This is a genomic window from Paenibacillus sp. CMAA1364 (assembly GCF_054373195.1).
Map to the genome: position 1 here is coordinate 30,081 of NZ_JBITNB010000006.1, position 21,063 is coordinate 51,143.

Sequence of the window (21,063 nt, forward strand, 5' to 3'; positions counted from 1 at the left end):
ACTGAATGAGGATTCTGGTCATAATGTACCTATACCTTGGAGGAGTGGATTGTAATATGAAATCAATGAGTGTTTTTTTCAAAGATATGGGTGCTGTCGCTAGAAATAAGAAGGTATTGATCACTATGATAGCGATTCTATTTATACCTGTGATGTATAGTGGGATGTTCTTGGGTGCTTTCTGGGATCCCTATGGCAAAATGGTTGATCTACCTGTGGCGGTAGTGAATACAGATCAAGGTTCGGACTATGAAGGTAAATCACTTCATGTGGGTGAAGATTTAGTCAAGGAACTGAAGGAAACGGATGGATTCAAGTGGGAGTTTGTTACATTGCAAGAAGCGCAAGAGGGTATGCAACATAATAACTATTATATGACGATCCTCATTCCAGAGGACTTCTCATCCAAAGCCACCACATTACTTAATGAACATCCACAGCCTGCCGAGATTATATTCCAACCTAACGAGGGATACAATTTCTTGGCATCGCAGATTGGTGGTACAGCGGTAGAACGTATTAGAACACAGGTATCTGCAAAGGTGACTGAAGTGTATACCAAGACACTATTTGATCAGATTAAGACAGTGTCTACTGGGTTCAAAGATGCTGGTGAGGGTGCTGGTGTCCTATCAGAGGGTGCTGGGATGTTAGATGATGGTGCGAACTTGCTTGTCACTAACTTGGGCAAAATGGTAGATGGGACATTGAAGCTACAAGATGGAATTAAGCCGATCTCCAAAGGTGTCGGAGACCTTGGGCAAGGTGCATCACAATTATATGATGGATCATCCTCCTTGGTATCTGGACTTACACAGCTTCAAACGGCACAGAAGCAACTGGAGACTGGTGCTGTACAAGTTCAACAAGGGACTACCCAATTAAAGACAGGAATTGCAACTTCTGAACAAGGAAGTGCCAAGCTTATGGCTGGCTTACAATCTTCTGTAGAGGGTACTTCTCAATTGGAAGCCGGACTTCAATCCTCTGTGGAAGGTTCATCTCAATTGAAAGATGGACTTACGAGTGCAGCAGCTGGAAGTTCTAAATTGGAACAAGGACTACAAGATGCAGTTAAAGGTAGCGAACAAGTAGCTACTGGCGCAACTAGTGTTGCACAAGGATTGAAACAGTTAGTCGCTACCAATCCTCAACTTGCTCAGAATGCAGATGTACAGAAATTAATTGCGGCGAGTCAAGCTGTGGCAGATGGAAGTAATAAGCTTCATAAAGGACAGCAACAATTAGTTGTTGGTGCGACACAATTGAACGAAGGACAGACACAACTAGCGCAAGGTGCTACGAAGCTTCATGCAGGTTCCATACAATTGCAAACAGGAGCAGGCGAATTGAATCAAGGCGCACAACAATTACTTCAAGGAAGCACACAATTACATCTAGGGCAGCAAAAGCTTCAAGAAGGTGTGAATCAATTAGATGCAGGACAGACGCAGCTCGTTAATGGGTTGAAATTATTCGGATCGAAGATGGGTGATGCTGTATCTGGCAGTCAGCAACTAGCAGGTGGCGCAGCGAAGATAGCTACTGGATCTAAGAAGCTAGTTGGTGGTATGAGTCAATTAGATGGTGGTGTTGTTACGCTTGCCGATGGATCTAAGAAACTTAGCGAGGGTGCAGTTCAATTAGAAGATGGTCTCGTCAAAATGAAGGATGGTTCACATGAGCTTTCATCCAAACTGAACGAAGCTGCTGGTAAGGCAGGGGAAGTGAAGGGAACGGATGAAACGTATAGTATGTTTGCTTCACCGGTTACTGTTCAAGAAGAGAAAGTAAATGAAGTGCCTAATTATGGTACTGGATTCGCACCATACTTCCTATCCTTAGGGTTGTTCGTAGGTGCATTGATTACAACGATTGTTATTCCATTGAGAGAGTCTAGTGTACCTAATGCAACAGGTTTGAATAGATTTGTTAGCCGGACACTTACTTTTTTTAGTATTGGTATATTCCAAGCACTCTTTGCTGCAACATTAGTGTTGTATGGTCTAGGTCTGGAAGTACAAAGTGTACCTATGTTCTACTTATTTAGCTTTATTACCAGTATTTCGTTCATGTGCTTAGCACAAGCATTTGTGACATGGTTGGATCAACCAGGGCGTTTCGCAATTATTGTTATTCTGATTCTTCAACTTACAACAAGTGCAGGAACGTTCCCAGTAGAACTTATACCAAGTTGGTTAAAAGTATTAAATCCATGGTTCCCTATGACTTACAGTGTTCAAGGGTATAAAGCTGTTATCTCAACAGGAGACTTTGGTATGATATGGTCACAAATTGGGGTGTTGGGTATCTTTGCGGGCATATTCTTACTGGCAACATTCTTATTCTTCATGCGTAAATCAGATCAGGTACATGTTAATAAAGAACAAAGTATTACCGCATAATATAGTTTGAATGAAAAGTGGTGCAGTTCCAAGTCCTGTAAATGGCGTGGAACTGCACCACTTTTTTTCGACAAAAATAGAAGCAAATGAATATGAAACGAAGCTACAAGACGACAACATATAAATAAAGCCTAATATATAATATGAAATGCAGATATTAAATTATATAGTAAACGAGGTTGGCATCGATGACTGGTGAGAAGGAAATGCAAACGGATACATATGCAAATGTAGAGATCGATAAGAAACGGAATGTAGACATTCTAAAGATTATGGAACAATGTAACATCCATCCAGATCGATGGAATGAGTATACACAGGTAGAATAATAGCTATAGCTATTAAATGGAACTATATTTATTTCATGGTTCGTTCCGCACGAATAAACGCAATGAATCGTTGTGCTTCTTCCTCCGAAAGGCTGCGTCCATCGATGGTAAGATTAAATCGCTCTAATAGCTTATCATCGGAAAGCTCCAGATCGTCTACAAATTCACGTACATCTTCCTCCATAACTAGGTTAGGATTACTAGTTCTCCCAATCAAATAATCAATAGAAACTTCGAATATATCAGCTAGTTTTGTTAACATTTCGAAATCTGGTTTGCGCCGACTTTTCTCATAGTGAGAAAGTGACGCTCTTGTAATCCCGACCACACGGGAGAGCTCATCTTGGGTCCAACCTCGAGCCTCTCGTAACGCTGCAATACGATTGTCCTGATTCATAAATTAACCTCCAGTTGCAATGTAAGTATATTTGTCGTGCGATATGTTGTGTGTTGTTATGGAAAATAAAGAGTGATCATAAAAATAAGCACTTGACACGATACAAAATGTATCGTAGATTTGGTTACGTAGATACAAAACGTATCTTTATCTATATAACCTAATTACCTTATTTTTAATCAGAAATACAACTCTTTTATAAAAAAGGAATGAAATTATGACTTCCCAAATACAGGATTGGGCCAATCTATCTCTTCATGCCAACATATACATCAAGGAAGTGAACGGAAATAAAGTATACAGTAAAAGCCGTCCAATATTCTTAATGGAATTAGGTGAGAACAGCATATGTTTCTTAAGTGATTTGGATCTACCGTTACTCCCAAATATCATGTATGGATTCGATATACAGAATACGCAATCGAAGGTCATGCTAACCGGACAACTCCAACATAAAGGGATGTATGAGCAACGATTCCAATATCGTGTCAGCCTAATCAATAACTTGAAAGGGATCAACACACACTATACAAGTGTCATGAAGAAAATGTTGCTTCATCTAGATTATTTCAAGATTTCTAATCCTAAAGGTAAATCGCTATTGCATAGAAGAACAGTGCGTCTATGGATCTAACAACATCTGAGATCCATTACACTTGTCTACAATTTATTATACATGATTACGAAGTGCATTAACATTTCAGTGGGAATTAAGGTGATTAGAATCTTGAGGATGAAGAACAATGATTGATATACATTGCCACATACTACCTGGTATAGATGATGGACCACAACTAGTGCAACAAGCGATTGAATTAGCTAGATCCGCTGTGGCAAATGGAATGACGACCGTGATAGCAACCCCCCATCATCTTAATGGAAGATATAACACACCTGCTTACAAGATACATAACGCTGTAGATAAATTTAATAATGTGTTGCGTCAACATCAGATTCCACTTCACGTAGAGCCAGGCCAAGAAGTACATGTTCATCCGTCATGGATGGATGAATTATATAAAGGCCAACTATGCACACTCGCAAACAGCCAGTATATTTTATTGGAATTTCCCACTAGAATCATACCTCACCATGTACATGTTGTAATCCATGAATTGAAGAAGAATGGGCTTATACCCATTGTGGCACACCCAGAAAGAAACTATACCATTGTTAACACTGATCGCATAAGGGATGAATTGTTACAACAGGGGGTATTATTTCAAATTACCGCCCAATCACTCGTTGGACATTTTGGTAGAAGGATTCAGAAATGGTGCTTCCAATTATGTAAGAAGAATCAGATACACTTCGTAGCTTCTGATGCTCATGATACGATCCGAAGGAGATACATGTTACAGGAGGCTTACGCTAGCATTGCCGACTTATGTGGTGTTGATAGGGTGAGCGTATTGCAACGAAATGCACGCGACGTGTTAGAGAACCGCCCAATCATACCAATGGAACCTCAAGTGGTTAAACGAAGGGGATTATGGCGGCTTCAATAAATAACAACCGAGTATAAAGAAAAAGGCTATTGCTTTTAGGGGGGTATACATGATTCCAACATCACAAAGAAATGAAGTTGACGTATTTATGGAGAAACCATTAGCTTATCCTTATCTCATGCTCGATCACAATCGATCTGTAAGAATGTATTTATGGATGAAGAGAATCATGGATGTTATGGGGGCTCTTCTTGGCATGTTCCTGCTCGCGCCTATGTTCGTATTGGTTGCGTTACTAATTAAATTAGAGGATCCCAAAGGCCCGATATTCTTTCATCAGATTCGTGTCGGTAAGAATGAGAAGGAATTTCAAATGTTTAAATTTCGAACCATGGTCTCGAATGCAGAAGATTTACTAGATGAACTGCTACATCGTAATGAAGTGTCAGGTGCCATGTTTAAAATGAAGAATGACCCACGTGTAACCAGAATAGGAAGAATCATTCGAAGAACAAGTATAGATGAATTCCCCCAATTATGGAATGTACTCCGAGGTGAGATGAGTATGGTTGGACCTAGACCTCCACTTGTTAGAGAGGTGCTAGACTACACAGCACACGATAAGCAGAGGCTTCTCGTAACACCCGGTTGTACGGGACTATGGCAGGTGAGCGGTAGGAATAGTGTCGGATTTGAGAGGATGGTTGAGTTGGATATTCGATATATAGATCGAAGAAGCATTACATATGATCTCATCATCATTCTCAAGACGATCAGAATGTTACTTGGGAGTAAGAATGCATTCTAAAGTTAGATCAAAAGGAGATTGACCATGAGAATTGGGGTAGATGCTCATATATTGGCAGGGAAGTTTCAAGGAAGCAGAACGTATTTATTGAATTTATATCATGAAGTTATGAAACAAGAATGTGATCATGATTACTGTTTCTTTGGATTCTGGTCTGCAGGCTATCCGTATGGAAATGACCCTCAATATATAGACTTCAAGTCAACATCTAAGATCAAGCGTTTGACGTATCAGACAAGTCCACTGGTAAAAGAACATCAAATTGACCTATATCACACGACCTATATCTCACCGATTATGTTGCCGTGTGATGTGATTGTCACGATACATGATGTTCTATTTGAGACCCATCCACAGTACTTCACCAATAGAGAAGTGCTAAGGAACAAGATTCTAGTAAGATATTCTGCCAAAAGGGCAAAACAAATTCATACGGTGTCGGAATATTCGAAATCTAAAATCATAGAATTATACGGAATTCCTGAGCACAAAGTAAAAGTTGTTCCCAATGGGGTAGATATCAGCAGGTTCTCCTCAGACAATAAAGCGTTATCGATAGATTTAGTATATGAAAAGTATGGTGTTAAGGACTATATATTAACGGTCGGTAGAATTGAACCGAGAAAAAATCACCTGCAGCTATTAGATGCGTATATGATATTGAAGCAAAAATTAAGTGATGATGCAGGTTGTCTTGTGATTGTTGGACAACCGGACTTTGGCTTCACACAATTCTTCGAAAGAATGAAAGAACTAGGTCTAGAAAAGGATGTACTGATCATCGATTCGGTAGATGATGTGGTGCTACCTCATCTATATCGGGCAGCCAGAATCTTTGTCTATCCTTCCTTCGCAGAAGGATTCGGGATTCCACCGATAGAGGCTATGGCAAGTGGCATCCCTGTCGTGTCGTCTAACACAACAGCCATACCCGAAGTTATTGGAGAGGCGGGAATACTTGTTGACCCTAATAACGCCGAGGAAATTGCTGCACAGATGGAAGTCCTTCTTACAAATATGGAATTACAAGAGAGTCTTCGACTTAAAGGGTTGGAGCAAGTGAAGAAGTGGACCTGGAAGTCTTCTGCGGATGCTTATGTTCAAGCTCTGGCTGAAGTCTACCAATAAGGGTAGGAGAGAAAGAAGAATAGGGGTTGTGAGGTGGAATATGAGTAAACAATTAAGAGTTGCATTCTGTGGAACCCGTGGGCTACCAGCCAATTATGGCGGATTCGAGACGGCGATTGATGAAATCAGTCAAAGATTCGTTAGAGATCAGATGGATTGTTATGTGTTCTGTCGAGAGCATCGTGTAGATCAGAGAATGGAAGCCATACATGGACGTAAGCTAATCTACATAAAGGGTAGTAAGTCGAAGCGTATGGATACCTTTGTATCCTCTATTCAGACGGGATTATACCTAATGAAACACAAGAAAAGTTTCGATTATATTTTATGGTTCAACAACGCCAATGTATTTGGAATCTTGCTTACGCTATTCACAAGGATTCCGATGTCCATTAATACCGATGGTCTTGAATGGAGACGAGCCAAATGGTCATTTCCATTTAAGGCCTTTTACTTTCTATCTTCTTTTATCATTAGCAGAACCTGTAAATCACTTGTCTCCGACTCCATTTCAATTCAACAATATTATAAGAAAGTCTTTATGAAAAGAACGGAGTTTATTCCGTACGGAGCTCCCGAACGAATATCGATTACTGACGATGAGAAGAGAAATGTACTAGAGAAATATAATCTAGTAGAAGATAAGTATTTTCTTCAAATCACGAGATTTGAGCCTGATAATTTACCATTAGACATCTTAGAAGCGTTCCAGCATTCAGAACTATATCTACGTGGATACAAGCATGTCCTGATTGGTTACCAAGATGATCACGAATACAGTTTGAAGTTGATGGCATGTAACGATGAATATGGGGTGATGGTTCTTCCTGCTAACTATGACCATAAAGAATTATCCATTCTTCGAGAGAATGCCTTCGGCTATGTACATGGCAATTCAGTGGGAGGTACGAATCCTGCATTATTAGAAGCTATGCAATCCTGCAAAAGGATATTCGCCATAGACGGGCCATTCAGCTCAGAAGTTCTTGGAAATGAGGGTGTATTGTTTAGAACCGAATTCTTATCTGACATATTGACGAAATCGTTGGATATGCCAGATCAATCACTTCGTATGCAATTGAGAATAAGAGATAGATATCAATGGGATGCAGTGGCTCATTCGTATTTGAATCTTATTCAACAAGAATCTGCTAATTATATGCCTCGTGAGAAGCCAGGGCATACGATCGTCATGTGACATGGTTCTGATGAATATATAGTCTGAAGGAGTTAACAATCCCAAGAGTCTAATAAAAGAAGGTGAACCGTACGTGCAACTAATTCTATTATCTGGTGGGTCTGGAAAGCGCTTATGGCCACTATCGAATGACTCACGTTCGAAGCAATTTCTAAGAATGCTGGAGAAGTCAGATGGATCTAGGGAGTCTATGGTACAGAGGGTATGGAGACAGCTTGAGATTAACGGACTCGTTCAAGATACGCATATCGCAACAAGTAAGACACAGGTAGAAATCTTGCAGAACCAATTAGGCAATCAAGCGAAACTAATTGTAGAACCTGAGCGCAGAGATACATTCCCAGCCATTGTTTTAGCAGCCACGTATTTATATTCAATGAAAGGTATTCGTCTTCAGGATACCGTTGTTGTCCTTCCGGTAGATCCATATGTTGAGATAGATTTCTTTCATAAAATTCAAGAGCTCGATTCGATCCTAGACCGATCGCAAGCAGATATAGCCCTTATTGGAGTGAGGCCCACGTATCCTTCTGAGAAGTATGGTTATATTATCCCTGAATCTCGTGATATCGATAGCTGTTCCGTTGATTATTTGGCCGTTAGACAATTCCAAGAGAAACCATGTCAAGAAGAAGCGATAGCTATGATACAGGAGTCGGCATTGTGGAACTGTGGGGTATTTGCATTCAAGTTAGAATATCTAATCAACCTCTTGATCACCATGAATATACCTTTACATTATGAAGAAGTGCTCAAACAATACAATAAACTACCAAAGATTAGTTTCGATTATCAAGTTGTCGAGAGAGCTACTCGATTAGTCGTATCGCCTTATGAAGGAAGCTGGAAAGATCTTGGAACGTGGAACACATTGACCGAAGAGATGAGTTCTCCTGTTCTTGGCAAAGGCGTTGTATCTACGGATTCAATAAATACACACCTGATTAATGAACTTAATATTCCAGTAACCATTATAGGACTATCCAATATCGTTGTAGCGACAAGTCCTGATGGCATTCTGGTAAGTGATAAAGAAGCAAGTCCGAGAATCAAAGATATATTGAAGGGAATGAGTGACCGTCCAATGTATGAAGAACGTAGATGGGGACATTATCAAGTTCTTGATCATTCTAAGAACGCAGAATTGCTAGAAGTGCTTACCATGCGAATATGTATTCGGGCGGGTCATCATCTAAGCTATCAATATCATCGGAAAAGAAAAGAACTATGGACGGTAATCTCAGGTGAGGGTGAGTTCGTCTTGAATGAACAGCATCGAATGATCAAGTGTGGTGATGTTCTTGAAATTCCAGCGAATAGTCGCCATAGTGTAAGAGCCATTCACGATTTAGAGATTATCGAAATACAACTAGGTAGTGAACTAGTAGAAGAAGATGTCATTCGCTTAAGTATGGTATGGTCTGAGATACAGAGGTACTCCTTATGAAACGTTGGATGAGAGTAACATGGGTAGTCATATTCTTAGTGGTAATGACGACAGTTGGCTATGGGATGTATCTGTACGGATCAGTGAAATCGACAGCTGAAGCCATCTATGAACCTAGAGTGCGTTCCGAGATTGCCAAGAAACCTGTGGTGATAATAAACCCCAGTAACCCAACGCCAGAAGATCATGAACAAGAACCCGTAAGACTGGATGAGAGAGAGTCTTATACGGTGTTAGTCTTAGGTGTGGATGAACGGGAATATGATGTGGGTCGGTCGGATACGATGATTGTACTCAGTGTGAATCCTGCGAAAAGATCGATTTTGATGTTTAATATTCCTAGGGATACTCGTACAGAGATTATTGGACGTGGCAAGGTAGATAAGATTAATCATGCGTATGCATTTGGTGGCGTGAACATGTCCATTCAGACGGTGGAGAACCTCTTAACGATCCCAATGGATTATTATATCAAGGTGAATATGGAAGGATTCAGTCAGATTGTAGATTTACTGGGTGGAGTTAAGGTGGATAATCCGTTCGCTTTTCAATATGAAGGTCATAATTTCTCGAAAGGACTCTTACAATTAAGCGGTGCGGAGGCACTTGCTTATTCGCGGATGCGATATGATGATCCACGTGGGGATTTAGGACGTAACCATAGGCAACGCGAGGTACTGAAGCAGACGATGAAGAATGCCTTACAAATCATGAATATCGTTCGCGTCCAGTCCATGCTTAAGCAAGTTGGTAACAATGTGAAGACAGATATTACTTTTGACGAAATGAAGAAATTCATGACAGATTACCGAGCCGACCTAGACAAGATTGAGACGCTAGAGTTGAAGGGTCAAGGCAAAAGAATAAATGGTATCTATTACTACATCATTCAAGCAGCGGAGAAAGAACGTGTCCATAACTTAATTGAGGAGCATTTAGACAGATAACGAATCCTTAAAAAGGAAAATCATTCAAGCAATATGCTATACTTATGTGTAGAGATCAATCGTTTAATGATGTTCTCGTTACGATTAAGGGGTGATCAAGATGGAGCAAGAACCGGTTGTGAGATTGATAGATGTATCGAAGGTTATATCATCTAAGGTCATCATAGATAACCTCAATCTGGCTATTGTGCCCGGACAGATATTTGGATTTCTAGGTCCGAATGGTGCGGGCAAAACGACGACCATTCGTATGATGGTTGGTTTGATATCGATGACCAAGGGTGACATCACGATAGATGGACACAGCATTAAGGATGATTACGAAGCAGCTATTGCTCATGTGGGGGCTATTGTTGAAAATCCGGAAATGTATAAATATCTAAGTGGATATCAGAATTTGCGCCAGTTCGCTCGGATGATGCCTGGCGTCACGAAGCAACGGATTGACGAGGTTATCCAAATTGTTGGGTTAGATAAGCGAATTCATGACAAAGTAAAAACATACTCCCTTGGTATGAGACAAAGATTAGGGGTAGCTCAGGCTATACTTCATCATCCGAAGCTTCTTATTCTGGATGAGCCAACGAATGGATTAGATCCGCAAGGGATTAGAGAATTAAGAGACTATCTAAGAGAACTATGTAGACTAGAAGGAACAACAGTATTTGTATCCAGTCATTTATTATCTGAGATGGAACTGATGTGTGATAGCGTAGCTATTATTCAGAATGGCCAGCTAATTGATGTTCGTCAGTTGAAGAATATCGATGGGGTGGCTGTATCAGCAACAGAGACATCCTTTGAAGTAGATCAACCCCAACGTGCAGCAGAACTATTAGGTGTGAATCGCGTAGAAAACAGTCACTTGATCTTGAAAATATCACGTGAAGAAGTCGCAGATATAAATGCACGTCTTGTTCAAGCGGGGATTAAAGTATACGGAATTCGCGAGGTTACGCGTACGTTAGAAGATCAATTTTTGGAAATGACGGGAAGTGAACATATTGTCTAACTTTTATAATCTGATATTAAATGAGAACATCAAGATTTATCGTCGACTTCGTACTTGGATCATGCTTAGTATTCTGGCAATATTCAGTATAGTTATGCCTATTATTTTCTATTCATCTCAATCCAGTGAACTACCCAACGTATGGGAAGTGACGATGTTAACGATGACGATAACCTTTTTCCTGAATATTATATTTGTGGTAGTCATTTCAGCAGATTCTGTAGCAAGCGAGTTCTCTGGTGGAACGATTAAATTACTGCTAATCAGACCATGGAGTCGCTCTAAAATACTATTGTCCAAATTCACTTCTGTGATCATGTTCAGTCTATTAAGTACGTTGGTACTGTTCGGGCTTACCTTCCTTTCGTCGAATATATGGTTTAACTATGAGGGCAGTTCAGGAATGTTCATTAGTGATTGGAGTAATGGCTCGTATACATTCTTAACTCTTGGAAGTAGTTATATCCAGCTTCTCATCATTATGATGATTGCGTTTATGATATCCACACTATTTCGGTCTAGCACGTTTGCTATTGCGATGTCATTGTTTATCTTATTCACTAAAGATATCTTTCTGACTATTCTAAGTCCCGATCGATATGAATGGATGAAGTACGTACTATTTACGCATATGGATTTAAAAGGATACATTCATAGCTCGCAAGGACCAGCAGGCTCAACGTTGACCTTCTCGATTGTAATTCTGGCTTGTTATTGTGCTATATTCATATTCCTATCATGGTACGTATTTAAGAAACGTGATGTTGCTACATAATGTTCTATACATTGTGATCAACAAAGCCCTGCAGCGTGGAGGTAACTCTAACCTGCAGGGCTTTGTTGGCATCAGCCAACCTCGGTGTGTAACACACGGGGTGAACCAACCTTCGACTTGTCCAACAAAGGATTATCTACGGTAGGACTCATGGTGCTTTTGCCACTTAAAGCGCCACCCTCCATAATGATGAGAGAAGATGAAGAGACATCACCGAACATTTGTCCCGTAGGTGTAATTGTCAGCTTGCCAGTTGCTGAAATGTCTCCGTATACTTTCCCAGCAATGATGACTTCTCTAGCGTATATATTCGAACGTGCTTCCGCAGATTCTCCAACCGTTACGTCTTGAGTACTTTCAATTTCGCCATTAAATTTCCCTTCAATGCGCAGATTAGCCTCACACTTTAGCTTGCCAGTCATCTCCGATCCTTGTCCAATAAGCGTGTCTGTTGCGAGGGATTCCTTTTCCTTCCTTTTTGATCTCACCATGGTATGACCTCCTAAAAGTTTTTGAAGAGCATTACATCCTGATTCAACTACGTTTCAAAAACTGGCTTCGAAAGCATAAACTTAGTTTTTGAAGAGCAACACTTATTCAATGAAGGGTAGGGGATTGACTGTTTGATCTTTCTTTTCAACTTGGAAATGGAGATGAGCTCCTGAACTTCGACCTGTACTGCCAACTTTTCCGATAACATCGCCTTTAGAAATGACATCACCGACAGACACTTCAATTTTACTTAAATGCATGTAAGAAGTTCTTAATCCATTGGGATGTTCAATCTGAATATATAGTCCTCGTCCACCGAGACGTTCAGCTTGTAGAACTTTACCTGTCCCAGCAGCATAGACGGGATCCCCAGTGTTACCCGAAATATCGATACCTGCATGATACGCTGCTTTACCGGTAAATGGATCTTTTCGATAACCGAAGCTTGAAGATATTACGTGAGAAGTGGTTGGCCACATATCTGGAATACCTGCCAACGTATCTTGTGTCGCTTGGGCCTTCTCAAGAATACTTGGAATATGGCTCTCCATCGATTGAATGAGTTCGCGTATTTCCTTGTAGTCATCTTTCGTTTCTTGCGAGAGATCGAGGGTCTCGTTTGTGTGTACAGCAATAAACTCGCCACCGACATGTAAAGGTGAATCATGGATAGTCATGGTTGGGCTACCTTTAGCATCAACACGTCGTGGTGTCATACTCGTCGTATCATTCTTATAAATAAATTGTTGCAACTCCTGCTCTAGTTCACTTACACGCTTCATCTTCGCTTTCATATCCGAAGCATCTGTAGATAATTGCATAATTTCATTCTGTAATTTCGAGAGAGCTTCTTCTCGATCACTGACCGTGATCTCCATCTGCTGATTAGAGATATGCTGCAATTGCAATTCGTTCTCCATCCTCGAAATGATCTGGGAAGAATGAACTTGTAAGGAAATAATGAGTCCGGTAATGGATAGAATAGCAACAGTAGGCACGATAATTAATAAAGGCTTCGATACATGCATCTGCTTAACACTATGTTGTGCATCTCGAAGGACCAATAGAGTCAAGGGTTGTTTCGTCTTTAAGCGTTTCATAAGCAACTCCTTTCTATTCGTTGATTCAGAAATGGATAAATTCGCTTATATACTATTTATTCTGTGTATTCTCTAAACATGTCTACTTTGTTGAGAGAATATTAGAAATAGATGTCTAGATAGCGGATCACTAGTACAATATTTTTCAAGAAGAAAAAGAAGAAAAGGGGACGCTGTATGATATGGTTGGTTGTTGCATTATCTATCTTTATTGTTCAAATCGCAGTCATTCTACTATTGGAGTTTCGTAATACAACCAAAGCGCTCTCATGGATATTTATTATGTTCTGTTGCCCTATCGTTGGATTTGTAATCTATTACTTTGTGGGTAGAGACTACATTAGACTTACACATGAGCACACAACAGAATTTAAGATCAAACAAGAGGAACCTTTACAATCGAAGAAGGAAGATCATGCTAATCATGATGTAGAAGTATTGAAGAACAACCAATTCAGACATCAAAAGCGATTGTTTCAATTACTGACTCATCTTCCAGGTGGATCGATAACATCTTGCAATGACAGTAGAGTTCTTACGGATGGCAAAGCCGCTTATCAAGCTATGCTTGCAGCTATGGAAGTAGCGAAGGACCATATACATGTAGAATTTTATATTTTTAGAGCAGATATGATTGGAACTGAATTTCAAGAAGTAATGGTCCGAAAGGCACGTGAAGGGGTCAAAGTACGTGTGATGTGTGATGGTATAGGAAGTTATCATTTGAAAAGCTCATTTATTCGGAAATTTAAAAATACAGGTATCGAATTTCACTTTTTCCTACCCTTCGGTATTTCTATGTTAAGACGAAGAATTAATTATCGGAATCATCGTAAAATTGTCATTGTCGATGGTCTAAAAGGATTCTCAGGTGGTTTGAATGTGGGAGATGACTATTTAGGTCTATATCCAGAAATAGGACATTGGCGAGATACTCACTTGGAACTTGAAGGTGATGTTGTATATGATCTGCAGACGATATTTCTTCATGATTGGATGCTGGCTTCCGGTGAACGTGTAAAAGATGCTAGCATGTTTCCCGTGCATGAATGCTGTGGCACGCAGCAAATTCAGCTTCTTAGCAGTGGCCCAGATCAGGTGAGAGATGCTCTACAGGAATTGTGTTTTGGAGCAATTACGGTAGCAAGCGAACGGATCTGGATCACGTCGCCTTATTTTGTTCCAGATCGTGGCATTAGTCAGGGACTTAAGACTGCCGCGCTTAGTGGAGTGGATGTGCGTATTATCATTCCATACATACCCGATTCTAAATGGGTCCATATGGCATCTCTCTCGCATGTGGGAGACTTATTAGATGCGGGTGTACGTGTGTATCAGTACCACAAAGGATTTATGCATGCCAAAACGATGATCATTGATCATTTAATAACTACAATAGGAACAGCAAATATGGATATGCGAAGTTTTTTCTGTAATTTCGAATTGGCAGCAGTGTTATTTGATCAAGAGTCTATAGATCGTGTTGAGAAAGACTTCTTAAATGATCTTGAAGTGTGTTCAGAAATTATCCCACATGAATTTAGCTTAAGGTCTCGTTGGCAAAAAGGATTAGAAATTTTATGCAGATTGCTATCCCCCTTATTATAAGAAAAAGACTGTGATATAATATTAGAAATAAAATCTGTGATGAAGGATATGGATGACAGGGGGGAATGTGTGATAACGCAGGAAGATGTCCTTAACAACAATATTCCAATAGCTGAAGTTAGTCTACCTAACACTAAGCCATCAACAAGAAGAATGTTATTACGAATCATTATGATGCTTATAGGAGCAGGGTTAGTATCCGTAGCACTTGAAATATTTCTAGTTCCGAATGATATTATTGACGGTGGAATTACAGGGATATCCATTATTCTTTCGTATTTCACTAAGTTACCACTAGGTATTTTTCTAACTTTACTCAACGTTCCATTCCTATTTCTAGGATACAAACAAATCGGAAAGACGTTCGCACTCTCCACGTTATTCTCTATTATCGTGATGTCCATTGGAACGTACTTATTACATCCAATCCAACCCTTTACCGATGATCCATTTCTTAGTTCCGTATTTGGTGGTGTTATTCTTGGATTCGGTGTAGGACTTGTTATTCGAGCAGGTGGATCATTGGATGGTACGGAGATTATAGCGATACTATTAAGTAAGAAGTCTCCGTTCTCTGTTGGCGAAGTCGTTATGTTTATTAATGTATTTATTCTGAGCAGTGCTGGTTTCTTCTTTGGATGGGATCATGCGATGTATTCTCTAATTGCATACTATATAGCATTCAAATTAATTGATGTAACCAATGAAGGTATGAATCAATCGAAATCAATATGGATTATTAGTGATAAATATAAAGATATCGGTGATGCTCTGAATCATCGTCTCGGACGTGGTGTAACTTATCTTGAAGGTGAAGGTGCCTATACTGGAGATAGTAAGAAGGTGATCTTCGTAGTCATTACTCGACTTGAAGAAGCGAAATTATTATCAATTGTATCGGATTGGGATAACAATGCATTTGTCGCCATTGGGAACATTCATGATGTCAAAGGTGGACGATTCAAGAAGAATGACATCCATTAAATCCAATATGTTTTCAATCAATATCGTACGAAAAAACGGTTGTGCTACTCCTAAGCTGGGTGGTATAACCGTTTTTTTGTGTTGGATTGCGCAGGTATAACGTGAAATGAATGACAGCTCATCATGCAGGGTATATTGAGTAGGATGAAATACGAACCATCACATGTCATATCAACAGGAAGGAATGATAAGTTGTGAACGAAGAAGCCTATTTACAAGAGATTGATCGGATGCAAAATGAGGGACTAGGAGGTGGACAAGTCACAATTAATAATGGGTATGTAGGTGACATTCCATTAGAGGAATTGATTTTATCTGAAGGTTCAACAGAAACAGAGGGTTCTAACGTCTTAGACTATAATAATGAGAAGGAGCAATCCTGATGGATATAAGCAGAGCGGTAGATATATACCATGATAAAGATACCATTGCTGTTCATTTAGATGGTGATCCCGTCTGGATTGAACATGTAGATGAAGCAAATGGCATGGCAACCGTTCAGGTAGGGGCACGTCCGACCAACACGCATACGGTGAGCGTAGATCGTCTGTGTGAAGAAACATCATCATCATGAAATAAGTATAGAATAATAACAGGACTCGAAATGCGTATTATAGCAGTTTCGAGTTCTTTTGTTATTTAGGAACGACAATTCTTGCGGCTCCTAGCATAGACCGATATAATAAAGGTCATGTGATGTTGGAAATGAACGTAAAGGTGGGTTCAACGTGGGAGTTAATGAAGTAGAGCAATATATGTATACGTCGGATGATTTAGAAGATACAGAAAGACTTGCCGCTTGGCTGGCTGACGTTGCGATACCAGGTACAGTGATTGGACTAGATGGCGATTTAGGAGCAGGGAAAACGGCATTCTCACAACTATTTGCTAAGCATCTAGGCGTGAAAGGGATAGTGAATAGTCCTACGTTTACAATTATTAAGGAATATGAAGGTAGAGTACCTTTTTATCATATGGATGTGTATCGACTATCTATGGAAGAAGCGGATGAGCTTGGACTAGATGAATATTTCTATGGTCATGGCGTGAGCTTAGTAGAATGGTCTCATATTATTAGCGATTTATTGCCTGCACAACATTTGCATTTATCCATAGAGACGATGGTATCTGGAACTCGTGAATTCACGATTCGAGGGTATGGACAACCCTATGAAGAATGGTGCCGTAACTTGAATAAGAATGGAGTCTTGTAAGCATGAATATCGTACATACACCAGAATTACATATGCGAATACTGGCATTGGATACATCTACAACATCATTAACGGCAGCAGTGATGGTTGGAAAAGAAGTGAAGCATGAGATTAGCGAGTTAGGCGAACGAAATCATTCTATCCGTGTATTGAGTATTGTGGACGAAGTTCTAAAAGCATCAGGGACATTAACGTCAGAGGTGGAAGGCATAGCAGTTGGCATAGGGCCGGGCTCTTATACGGGTACACGAATTGCTGTCACCGCAGCCAAAACATTAGCATGGGCCCTTAAGACACCTATTGTTGGCATATCCAGCTTACATGCATTAGCTTATGGTGGGTATTCTCATGGAATAGATACTCATGATGTTCAGGAGAATCGGAATCATCCCGAATGGGTGATTCCGCTAATGGATGCGAGACGTGGTCAAGTATTCACAGCCTTATTCTCTTCTTCCGATGGAAGCAGGCCGAGCCGACTTGAACCGGATGCGATCCGTCTGATGGAGACATGGATTGATGAGCTAGTGAATCGACTACAGTCTTCAATGGCTCATGAGAAACCACGTCATGTCTGGTTCGTTGGAGATGTTCAACTTCATAGGGAAGCTGCAGAACGTCTAGAAGATATTCTTGGCGAGGGGCTTCATATTATTCCATATGATCTAGAGGCACGTTATATTGGTATGTTAGGGGAACAAAGGTTTTCTAAGGGTGAAGTGGATAATATCCACACATTGGTTCCGAACTATACCCAACTTACGGAAGCCGAAGTCAATCTCCTTCGGAAGCCGTGAAGGGAGTCGATGAACGATGGAGCAGAATAATAATGATAATAATAAGTCAGTAGTCCAAGAGGAAATCTCTTTTCGCAAGATGAGTCTAGAAGATATTCCCGATGTCATGATCATTGAGCATGATGCATTCACATTACCTTGGAGCGAAACGGCATTTCGTAATGAATTGATGAACAATCTTTTTGCATATTATATCGTTATGGAGAAACACGGACATCCCATTGGTTATGCGGGCATGTGGACGATTGTAGATGAAGCCCATATCACGAATGTAGCGATCCTAGAAGCATACCGAGGTTGCGGATTAGGCGAGAGTATACTGGATGAATTAATGAAGTCAGCTATGCATCAAGGTATGGAGCGTATGACGCTAGAAGTGAGGGTGTCCAATGACATTGCTCGACGTTTATACGAGAAGAAGGGATTTAAATCGGTGGGTGTTCGTAAAGGTTATTACTCAGATAATCTCGAAGATGCGATGATTATGTGGGCAGACTTACCACAGCAGTAGGAGTACGGAAGTAGGGAAGGAAGCGTATAGATCCATGAGTATAGAAGAGAAGAGCGACACCCCATGTTATATATTAGCAATTGAGACAAGCTGTGATGAAACGGCTGTAGCCGTTGTGAAGGATGGATCTGAGGTATTATCTAATATCATATTTAGTCAGATTGAGACACATAAAGCTTTTGGTGGTGTTGTGCCAGAAGTGGCTTCAAGAAAGCATGTGGAGAGTATTACGCTTATGATTGAAGAAGCTGTTGCAACAGCTGGAATTCCTATGACGGATCTATCAGCGATTGCCGTAACCCAAGGGCCGGGACTTGTAGGTGCGCTATTAGTAGGCGTTGTAGCCGCGAAGAGTCTCTCCGTCGCGTTATCCAAACCATTGATTGGTACACATCATATTGCAGGACATATCTATGCCAATCGCTTAGTCCAAGATATTCAATATCCTTGCATGGCATTGGTTGTATCCGGTGGGCATACTGAACTTGTATATATAGCTGAAGAGGGAAGTTTCAAAGTGATCGGAAGAACGAGAGATGATGCCGTCGGTGAGGCCTACGATAAAGTAGCAAGAGCTCTTGGTTTTCCATATCCTGGGGGTCCTTATGTAGACCGTATGGCTATAGCGTCTGAAGAATCAATAGTACTACCGCGTGCATGGTTGGAATCTGGCTCATATGATTTTAGTTTCAGTGGGTTGAAGTCTGCCGTATTAAATGTGGTCAATCAGCGCAAGATGCGTGGTGACCCACCGATTACGGCTGCTATTGCCAAAGGATTTCAAGAGTCGGTTATAGATGTGTTAGTTACCAAGGCCATTCTTGCTGTGAAAGCTTACGATGTGAAGCAATTGTTATTATGCGGTGGAGTGGCTGCCAACCAGGGGTTACGCACGGAACTAAGTGGAAGATGTGTGGAGGAAGGAATCGATCTATGCATTCCACCATTTGGATATTGTACAGATAACGCAGCCATGATTGGTGCAGCAGCGTATATCAAATGGCGCCAGCAATATTTCACACCACTTGAAATGAAAGCAGATCCCCAACTATCGCTAGAAGAGTGGGGTAACAATAACGTAGATTAAAGGGAATAGGTAAAGAGCCCATTGACTTAATAATATGAAATGGATATACTTATAAAAATTTTAGATTATGGTAAACGCGATGAACAAGAGTAGTAAGGTAATCCGGGAAATACGAAGAGAGCTGCGGGTTGGTGCGACGCAGTCGAAGGAGCCTGAACTCGCTTGGGAGCGGAACGATGGAACATGACGGGTATCGATTCGTCATAGTCTCGGTAGTGCACGCCGGGGAAGTACATCGTTACGTTAGCCTCCGTGAGAGGGCAAGCTTAACAGTCCATTTCTAAGTAAGATAAGTCATGGCTGTCAGGCGTTTGAGTGGTTCTTCCGATTATCCTATGTTACATGTGGGTAGGAAGGACAACAAGAGTGGTACCGCGAAGGGTGAACAGCCTGTCGTCTCTTGATATAGAGATGACGGGCTTTTTTGTATACATTTATGGACGAATTGCATAGAAACAGACAATGAACGGGAGTAGTAAAAGGATAATGTCTTCAGAGAGCTGTGGAAGTGGTGCGACACAGTGACAGGCCCCTTTGAATCTCGCCCGGGAGTCTAATCCTTGGAACTTCGATAAGAAGTGTACATGGATTCGGTTATCCAACGTTATATGGATCTCTTTATGTAAGGTGAAGCAACCGAACATAAAGAACAAAGTGGGGTGCTAAGACATAGATGATGTCGATGCGCCAACAAGAGTGGTACCGCGGAAGGTGAAAGCCTGTCGTCTCTTATTTATTAGAGATGGCAGGCTTTTTGTGTTATATCAGCATGATAGAAGATAGGACGGTTAAGTTTTTTGGGGAGACCTCTAGATGTATCCAAGTGAATTGCGGAAGGAGGAAGATCGCGGTAACGGGATAAGAACCTAAATGACACTTAAATTAGTAGAATAGGCTGGCTTGCGAGAAATAAGTGCATGGATGACAGTTAAAACTGCAAAAATCACGGAAAGTTAGTTTTTTTGAGAAATTAGATGTCGTTTGAGCAGCTAAAGTGGGGAAAGAGAAACAGTGGTGATTTTAGAGGACAAATTTGCAACTAACATGGGTGATCCCATCCCTACCCCACTAAGTTCCGAGATATCCCATATCAATGGAAATATAAGTCCCCGTTTGTCAGTAGATGCAAAAAATGCAGTTGTTTCACGCGTAAAGATGAGATCGAGAGAAATAGATGCAAAACCTCCACTTAAAAATGGGGAAACGGCGTAAAGTGAGGGTTTGACAGTAATTAGCTGTACGTTCTGCAGTTAAAGTCGTTGGCAGAACAAGATGTCAGATGTGACCCATAAACGCACTGGCCAAGGAGCATGACTTCAAAAAAAATTAAGCGTATGCTTTCGAAGCTAGTTTTTGAAACGAAGTAATAGCTCAGT

Annotated in this window: 22 protein-coding genes and 1 other annotated feature; of the genes, 19 read left to right on the forward strand and 3 right to left on the reverse strand. The window is 40.6% G+C overall.

Features of this window, described 5'->3' with window-relative positions:
* Positions 1 to 56: 56 nt before the first annotated feature.
* Together ACH8E3_RS06285 and ACH8E3_RS06290 are read left to right on the forward strand one after the other, a co-directional pair.
* The gene (locus ACH8E3_RS06285) at positions 57 to 2,405 is read left to right on the forward strand and encodes a YhgE/Pip family protein (RefSeq protein ID WP_458631768.1); all 2,349 of its coding nucleotides are present in this window, start codon (positions 57 to 59) and stop codon (positions 2,403 to 2,405) included.
* A 188-nt stretch (positions 2,406 to 2,593) separates the two neighbouring features.
* Positions 2,594 to 2,734, forward strand: coding sequence for a hypothetical protein (locus ACH8E3_RS06290; protein WP_458631769.1), 141 nt, complete (start codon positions 2,594 to 2,596; stop codon positions 2,732 to 2,734).
* A 28-nt stretch (positions 2,735 to 2,762) separates the two neighbouring features.
* Here ACH8E3_RS06290 and ACH8E3_RS06295 read toward each other — a convergent pair whose 3' ends face one another.
* The gene (locus ACH8E3_RS06295; RefSeq protein WP_458631770.1) at positions 2,763 to 3,131 is read right to left on the reverse strand and encodes a helix-turn-helix domain-containing protein; all 369 of its coding nucleotides are present in this window, start codon (positions 3,129 to 3,131) and stop codon (positions 2,763 to 2,765) included.
* A gap of 217 nt (positions 3,132 to 3,348) precedes the next feature.
* Here ACH8E3_RS06295 and ACH8E3_RS06300 point away from each other — a divergent pair, with 217 nt between their 5' ends.
* From ACH8E3_RS06300 to ACH8E3_RS06340, 9 genes are all read left to right on the forward strand, one after another.
* On the forward strand, positions 3,349 to 3,765 hold the full coding sequence (locus ACH8E3_RS06300; RefSeq protein WP_458631771.1) for a hypothetical protein: 417 nt from the start codon (positions 3,349 to 3,351) through the stop codon (positions 3,763 to 3,765).
* Positions 3,766 to 3,874: 109 nt separating this feature from the next.
* Positions 3,875 to 4,639, forward strand: a complete 765-nt coding sequence (locus tag ACH8E3_RS06305; RefSeq protein WP_458631772.1) for a tyrosine-protein phosphatase — start codon at positions 3,875 to 3,877, stop codon at positions 4,637 to 4,639.
* 88 nt (positions 4,640 to 4,727) lie between these two features.
* Positions 4,728 to 5,387: a sugar transferase gene (locus ACH8E3_RS06310; protein WP_458631863.1), complete on the forward strand. Its 660-nt coding sequence runs from the start codon at positions 4,728 to 4,730 to the stop codon at positions 5,385 to 5,387.
* A gap of 24 nt (positions 5,388 to 5,411) precedes the next feature.
* Positions 5,412 to 6,515 (forward strand): glycosyltransferase family 4 protein, encoded by a 1,104-nt coding sequence (locus tag ACH8E3_RS06315; protein WP_458631773.1) that lies wholly within the window; start codon positions 5,412 to 5,414, stop codon positions 6,513 to 6,515.
* A 40-nt stretch (positions 6,516 to 6,555) separates the two neighbouring features.
* Entirely contained in the window at positions 6,556 to 7,713 is a 1,158-nt protein-coding gene (locus ACH8E3_RS06320) for a DUF1972 domain-containing protein (protein WP_458631774.1), read from the forward strand.
* 73 nt (positions 7,714 to 7,786) lie between these two features.
* Complete coding sequence (locus tag ACH8E3_RS06325; RefSeq protein WP_458631775.1) at positions 7,787 to 9,160, forward strand: sugar phosphate nucleotidyltransferase; 1,374 nt, start codon at positions 7,787 to 7,789, stop codon at positions 9,158 to 9,160.
* Positions 9,157 to 10,107 (forward strand): LCP family glycopolymer transferase, encoded by a 951-nt coding sequence (locus ACH8E3_RS06330; RefSeq protein WP_458631776.1) that lies wholly within the window; start codon positions 9,157 to 9,159, stop codon positions 10,105 to 10,107. The genes ACH8E3_RS06325 and ACH8E3_RS06330 overlap by 4 nt, the downstream gene beginning before the upstream one ends.
* A gap of 100 nt (positions 10,108 to 10,207) precedes the next feature.
* Positions 10,208 to 11,119: an ABC transporter ATP-binding protein gene (locus tag ACH8E3_RS06335; protein WP_458631777.1), complete on the forward strand. Its 912-nt coding sequence runs from the start codon at positions 10,208 to 10,210 to the stop codon at positions 11,117 to 11,119.
* Positions 11,103 to 11,894 (forward strand): ABC transporter permease, encoded by a 792-nt coding sequence (locus ACH8E3_RS06340; RefSeq protein WP_458631778.1) that lies wholly within the window; start codon positions 11,103 to 11,105, stop codon positions 11,892 to 11,894. The genes ACH8E3_RS06335 and ACH8E3_RS06340 overlap by 17 nt, the downstream gene beginning before the upstream one ends.
* Positions 11,895 to 11,965: 71 nt before the next feature.
* Here ACH8E3_RS06340 and ACH8E3_RS06345 read toward each other — a convergent pair whose 3' ends face one another.
* Both ACH8E3_RS06345 and ACH8E3_RS06350 read right to left on the reverse strand, forming a co-directional pair.
* Entirely contained in the window at positions 11,966 to 12,385 is a 420-nt protein-coding gene (locus ACH8E3_RS06345; RefSeq protein ID WP_458631779.1) for a bactofilin family protein, read from the reverse strand.
* 102 nt (positions 12,386 to 12,487) lie between these two features.
* Positions 12,488 to 13,486 carry a M23 family metallopeptidase gene (locus tag ACH8E3_RS06350; protein WP_458631780.1) on the reverse strand — a complete coding sequence of 333 codons (999 nt, stop codon included), beginning with the start codon at positions 13,484 to 13,486 and terminating at the stop codon, positions 12,488 to 12,490.
* A gap of 177 nt (positions 13,487 to 13,663) precedes the next feature.
* Between ACH8E3_RS06350 and cls the strand changes: the two genes are divergently transcribed.
* From cls to tsaD, 8 genes are all read left to right on the forward strand, one after another.
* Positions 13,664 to 15,094 (forward strand): cardiolipin synthase, encoded by a 1,431-nt coding sequence (gene cls, locus ACH8E3_RS06355; protein WP_458631781.1) that lies wholly within the window; start codon positions 13,664 to 13,666, stop codon positions 15,092 to 15,094.
* Between the two features lie 153 nt (positions 15,095 to 15,247).
* Complete coding sequence (locus ACH8E3_RS06360) at positions 15,248 to 16,078, forward strand: YitT family protein (protein WP_458631864.1); 831 nt, start codon at positions 15,248 to 15,250, stop codon at positions 16,076 to 16,078.
* 194 nt (positions 16,079 to 16,272) lie between these two features.
* Positions 16,273 to 16,461: a hypothetical protein gene (locus tag ACH8E3_RS06365; protein WP_458631782.1), complete on the forward strand. Its 189-nt coding sequence runs from the start codon at positions 16,273 to 16,275 to the stop codon at positions 16,459 to 16,461.
* Positions 16,461 to 16,652 carry an H-type small acid-soluble spore protein gene (locus tag ACH8E3_RS06370; RefSeq protein WP_458631783.1) on the forward strand — a complete coding sequence of 64 codons (192 nt, stop codon included), beginning with the start codon at positions 16,461 to 16,463 and terminating at the stop codon, positions 16,650 to 16,652. The genes ACH8E3_RS06365 and ACH8E3_RS06370 overlap by 1 nt, the downstream gene beginning before the upstream one ends.
* A 181-nt stretch (positions 16,653 to 16,833) precedes the next feature.
* The gene (gene tsaE, locus ACH8E3_RS06375; protein ID WP_458631865.1) at positions 16,834 to 17,292 is read left to right on the forward strand and encodes a tRNA (adenosine(37)-N6)-threonylcarbamoyltransferase complex ATPase subunit type 1 TsaE; all 459 of its coding nucleotides are present in this window, start codon (positions 16,834 to 16,836) and stop codon (positions 17,290 to 17,292) included.
* 2 nt (positions 17,293 to 17,294) lie between these two features.
* Positions 17,295 to 18,089 (forward strand): tRNA (adenosine(37)-N6)-threonylcarbamoyltransferase complex dimerization subunit type 1 TsaB, encoded by a 795-nt coding sequence (tsaB, locus tag ACH8E3_RS06380; RefSeq protein ID WP_458631784.1) that lies wholly within the window; start codon positions 17,295 to 17,297, stop codon positions 18,087 to 18,089.
* Positions 18,090 to 18,105: 16 nt separating this feature from the next.
* The gene (gene rimI, locus ACH8E3_RS06385) at positions 18,106 to 18,600 is read left to right on the forward strand and encodes a ribosomal protein S18-alanine N-acetyltransferase (RefSeq protein ID WP_458631785.1); all 495 of its coding nucleotides are present in this window, start codon (positions 18,106 to 18,108) and stop codon (positions 18,598 to 18,600) included.
* A 34-nt stretch (positions 18,601 to 18,634) separates the two neighbouring features.
* Positions 18,635 to 19,687 carry a tRNA (adenosine(37)-N6)-threonylcarbamoyltransferase complex transferase subunit TsaD gene (tsaD, locus tag ACH8E3_RS06390; protein ID WP_458631786.1) on the forward strand — a complete coding sequence of 351 codons (1,053 nt, stop codon included), beginning with the start codon at positions 18,635 to 18,637 and terminating at the stop codon, positions 19,685 to 19,687.
* Between the two features lie 453 nt (positions 19,688 to 20,140).
* Positions 20,141 to 20,420: a binding site (T-box leader), on the forward strand.
* Positions 20,421 to 21,063: the final 643 nt, after the last annotated feature.